Genomic DNA, 4920 nt, shown 5'->3' with positions numbered 1-4920 from the left:
CTTGGTAACCCGCCTCTTCAGTTTGAATTGCTTATTTCAAGTTGAGAGTGGGGTAATATTGGAAGTTATTCATAATCTGCCTATTCATAATTGGGTGACTGGTTTTAAAATATTGTGAGATCGTCTGTTCTAGATATAAGCCAGTGTTGCTTATGTGTCTGCACGCATTGTACATTAAATAGACCGGTCGTCTAGTAATGTTTACAAAAAGCACCTACTTCAAAATCTATCATTAACAGAAGGTATGTGCTTAGGAGTTTGCCAGTCTTTATGGTATGAAGAGGAAGACCGTGCTATCAGCGACCTATTTGGGAAGTAGTCATCTGCCATACCTCTGCCAGCGGGGTGTTTGTCTGGCTAGTCTTGGCAATCAGACTGGCACCAAGCCAAGAAAAGTACAAGCGTTTGGCCACGCTCTCAGCAGCGATGTTGTCAGGCTGTGGTACAGAGCCGTCCGACCAACCTGCTTTGATCTGTTGAGCCAACCATGTAATGGTCTGCTGGTAGCCTGCATGTAAGGATATGCGCATGGGCTCAGATATATCAGCCACCTCTGCGCTTAGCTTAACAACCAAGCATTTTTCGTGATCACAACCATTTTGTTGAGTATCGTACCAGTTCTGGAAGTAGTCATAGAGCTTTTGCTGAGCATCGACGTTTTGATGGGCGATAATATCTAAACGCGTTTTATAGCTCGCAAAATAATGGCTGATTATAGCTTCACCAAAGGCTTCTTTTGACGCAAAGTAATGATAGAACGAGCCTTTAGGAACGCCAGCAGTATCAAGTATTTGCTTGATGCCCACGGCAGTGAAGCCTTTTTTTGCAATGAGCTGATAACCGACCTCTAAAAGGTGGGTTTTGGTATCTGGTTGGGTAGTGGTTGAGTGATTAGATGTTTTATTTGCAGACGTTGTATTAACAAACATAGTAGTCATGTCCTCCGAGTGTTGTAAACGATTAGGACCGATAACTCATGGTGAGCCCGTGTTATCGCGAACTTATAACCCTCGTTTGTTCAACGACGAACGATGGGTAAGTGCTTCTGAGTATTGTACTGCCTATAGTTGCATTAGACCAGTCGTTTATAATATTGATTATGGCGGTTGTTGAAAAGTTATTTCTTCAATGAAAACAGCAATTCGCTTAATACGGACCGCTTAATACAGAGCACGAAAGACCGCTTAAGTAGCGGTCTTTCGTGTTTTTCGTTAGTCGTTTGTATGCTTCGGTTTCTTAGAAGGAAGTTAGAAAGGAACTTAAAATTTCGCTATAAAGTTGACTTATCGAGAATGAAAGCCGAGAAGTGCTTCGATTTCTTCAACTGTTATACCTCTTACAAGCGCTTGTTCTTCAACTGATAAGCGATTGGTATGTTCCTTTATCATTGTATGGATGCTACGAGATATCTCAGAAGTCGTGGCATAGTACATTTGTGGCTGATCTTTAGTGAGTTTAGTCAAAAACTTATTGACGACTTTTAATTTTTCGTCTGGGGTGTTTTCTTCAGTCATATTATTCTCTCAATCGCAGTATTCTCTTAGAAGTAGTCCATTTAAGCAGTCACGGTCATGGCAGTCAATGAGCTGAGTGTAATATGAATAGCAATGATGGCTTCAACGTTGATATACAGTTGGCGAAAAGCAATATCACTATAATGCATACTACTGGTATCAGTTTTTCTTGCTTGCTGTGCCTGCGTAGACAGAGGCTGCAAAAAATAGACACCAGCAGCACTGTAACGATTTTAAAACACTTCAACTATGGCATTCTATTATGTGACTTATAACGTTCAGCTCATTTTCGCGACTGTAAAAATAAGGTGTTGATTCGCTAAGTCTTTTTTAATTTAGGACGTGCTTTATTAATGGCTTTAAGAAGTGCCTGTTCAAACTCTCCCTCATCAAATTGAACCAAATACGAATGTGCTGCACAAAAATTACGAGTGTCTCGCCATTCGTGAGCCAAGTTGGTTGCCCAATCGCAGTATTGCTTGCCAGCATTGGGTTCATTTTTGAGTGCTTTTTTAGTAGTGGGGTGCAGTATTAACTCTGGCAGTACTGCTTCTAGTAGCTTTATCGGAGGACTCATAAAAGTATCGTCCACATGGAGGCTTTTGCTAGCAGGGTGATAAGCCAATAAAGAGCCAGCATGAATCATCTCATTAGGTGAAATGTAGTGAATACCTTCAGACAGAGAGAATTTAAGCTCAGGAAAGCGTTTGGCGACTGCGTCACTTTCGACCAAGTCATCGGCCCATTGGACCTCAGGCACTTTCTTGTGATGGCGGCTACTACCATAAAATATCGCTTGCGGGAAGTCTTTGGCCATTTGCGCGCAGCTGACAGTGTGGAAGGGATGAACATTTAATACTGCCTCTACCTCTTGTCCATTGTTGGTCAACGCCATCACTTCGTCTCGAATCTCGCCTGTCAGCTCATAACTGTCTAAAAAAACAAACTTCCCTGATGATAGTTTCACAAGCGAGCATTGGGTGCCGATATTGAGCACACCGCCTAGGCGAAATGATCCGCGTATGTTCCAAAACCCTGCGCCTAGATCATGAATTTTATCCGACATTGATGTTTTCCTTATGTGAAGATGAGTGACACTGCGGGTATATAAGATACCAATGAGATGTCTCATAAGCTCTAGTCATTTATACATTAAGATATCGAAGGCTGTGATAAAATGATGAACTTGTAAGTTCTCTTTATTGTCGGGGCCTGTCCTCAATTCAATCGATAGTTTTCCGAACGGGTTAAAAATAGCTAAATTTTGCCAAACACCGTCGGGTAGCTGACTAATATTCTGATATTATCTGCGCTATTCTCCTTGTTTGACTGCTTTAAAATGAGGACAGGCCCTAGAGACTATTTTTTAAAGGTCATTCGTTAAAGATCGTTCGTTTGAGATTCTTTATTAAATATTATACGAAATATATGCTGAAGTATTCTTTACTTTAGTTATCCTTACGACTCTTACCACTATCACCACGCCAGTCTTATTTTGCTCAGACGGCGTCCAATACAGTCAGTATCATATTGAATAACAATGCCGGTAGCGCCAATCAGAAAATCTCACAAAGTAGCTATTCAAACGATGGTCAGCATGGTTCTGGCTCTAGCAGTTCCTTGTCGAGTGCAAAGTCACAAGCATCCGATGATAACGGCTTGGTAGACGGCTCAAGTTATAAAAAGCCCTCGTGGATTTTGAAAATCACGATGGGGCTGATCAGTATGTTTGCTTTTTTGCAGGTGTATTCGATCCAAGCGGTACTGCCTGTGCTCGTTGCAGATTTTTCAGCTTCTGAAGTGCAGGCAGGTATGGTCGTCGGTGCGACAGTGATGGCGATCGCTATTATGTCGCCTTTTTTGGGCATGCTGTCTGATGCTGTCGGGCGCAAATCCTTTATCGTTGGCGCTTTGTTTTTTTTGGCCATACCGACAGCGTTTATCGCCCATAGTCCAAATATTGGTTGGATGTGGGTATGGCGCTTTATGCAAGGCTTGTCGGTACCGGGGATTACGGTGGTGACCATTGCTTACATTGGTGAAGAGTTTGATGGTCGCGCTGTGACTGAGCTGATGTCCTTCTATGTGTCAGGCTCAGTGTTTGGCGGCTTTATGGGACGGTTTTTGCTTGGACATTTACATGAACTTATTGGCTGGCGAGCCGGTTATTATGTGATGGCAGCAATGACACTCATCGGTGCATTGTGGGTTGCTAAAATGTTGCCATCGTCGCGGCAGTTCGTGGCCAATCCAAAGTTCCGCTCAGCGATACAAACGCTTGGTGAGCACCTAACCAATAGATATGTGGTGACGGCATGCCTGCTTGGTGCTTGCGTATTGTTCTCCCTCGTTGGTTGCTTTACTTTTATCAATTTGCATCTCGCTGAGACGCCTTACGAGCTGAGTACAGGCGCACTCGCCAATATTTTTACGGTTTATCTCATTGGAGTGGTAATCACGCCGTTATCTACCAAATTATTGCGTCGTTTTGGTTCTGCACGTACGGTTCGAGTGGCTGTGATAGTCTCCATATTGGGCATGCTTTTGACTTTAGTGACACCGCTATGGGTTGTGATAATCGGTTTGGCGTTGATGTCTTCTGGCGTCTTCGTCACACAATCAGCAACCATTAGCTACATTGCCGTCAATGTCAAGAAAGGACGATCGTTAGCGTCTGGATTATATTATATGGGTTATTATGCAGGCGGGACGCTAGGAGCGTGGATATGCGGCATGGCCTATGCGCGCGGACAGTGGTCGCTTACGGTATGGTTGCTATTATTTGTGCAAGTATTAGCGTTGTTGGTTGCTGGTTTTGGGATGGTTAAAACCAAATCACGTATCAGTTAGAGCTGTGACGTTGAATGGAGCCTTTGCAGCGTATTTGTTTGACGAAGCGCTGATGGCTTTTACGTAAGGTCGCTTTACATGGTAGTGGTTTTTTCTTACTATCATTAGGGCGCGTCTTTCTATTATTGGCTATCATCAGTGTTAACTATTACCAGCTATCACTAAAACATATCCTTATTTTTATCACCGTTTTTAAAATGAAAAATGCCCTCGGAGCATACCCCGTAAGCACTCATATACAATGGGTTAATTATAAAACGGGTCAATGACGACAAAATGAGAGCGACTAGATAATACAGGTTCTGCATTTAATTTATAAAAAATATACTCCACAAAAACAACAGGCAAGGAAGTCAGATTTATGGCAAATATTTATAACAGCGCACCCTCTGCGTACGATTACCCTCTATTGGTAAAGCAGTTACTGAATCGTGCCAAAACAGTCTCTCAGGACCAGGAGATAGTGTATGCGGACAAGAAAAGACTGACCTATAAAGAGTTGTTTAACATTTTACCGCAGAAATCCCCTACCTCTAAGGTAGTGGGATGAATGCGT

The 4920-nt window shown here is 42.7% G+C and carries 5 protein-coding genes; 1 reads left to right on the top strand and 4 read right to left on the bottom strand.

The window, feature by feature from the left end; all coding sequences use genetic code 11:
* Positions 1-296: 296 nt before the first annotated feature.
* The 4 genes from L0J61_RS09270 to L0J61_RS09255 form a co-directional block, all read right to left on the bottom strand.
* Complete coding sequence (locus L0J61_RS09270) at positions 297-929, bottom strand: TetR/AcrR family transcriptional regulator (RefSeq protein WP_301466161.1); 633 nt, start codon at positions 927-929, stop codon at positions 297-299.
* A 354-nt stretch (positions 930-1283) separates the two neighbouring features.
* A complete protein-coding gene (locus L0J61_RS09265; RefSeq protein WP_301466160.1) occupies positions 1284-1514 on the bottom strand; it encodes a hypothetical protein in 231 nt (76 codons plus the stop codon).
* Positions 1515-1555: 41 nt separating this feature from the next.
* Positions 1556-1717, bottom strand: coding sequence for a hypothetical protein (locus L0J61_RS09260; protein WP_301466159.1), 162 nt, complete (start codon positions 1715-1717; stop codon positions 1556-1558).
* Between the two features lie 116 nt (positions 1718-1833).
* The gene (locus L0J61_RS09255) at positions 1834-2580 is read right to left on the bottom strand and encodes a hypothetical protein (protein WP_301466158.1); all 747 of its coding nucleotides are present in this window, start codon (positions 2578-2580) and stop codon (positions 1834-1836) included.
* A 644-nt stretch (positions 2581-3224) separates the two neighbouring features.
* Here L0J61_RS09255 and L0J61_RS09250 point away from each other — a divergent pair.
* A complete protein-coding gene (locus L0J61_RS09250) occupies positions 3225-4364 on the top strand; it encodes an MFS transporter (protein WP_301466162.1) in 1140 nt (379 codons plus the stop codon).
* The last annotated feature ends 556 nt before the right edge of the window (positions 4365-4920 follow it).

The organism is Psychrobacter sp. (assembly GCF_030457785.1).
GTDB lineage: Bacteria > Pseudomonadota > Gammaproteobacteria > Pseudomonadales > Moraxellaceae > Psychrobacter.
This window is presented reverse-complemented; position numbering and strand designations above follow the sequence as displayed.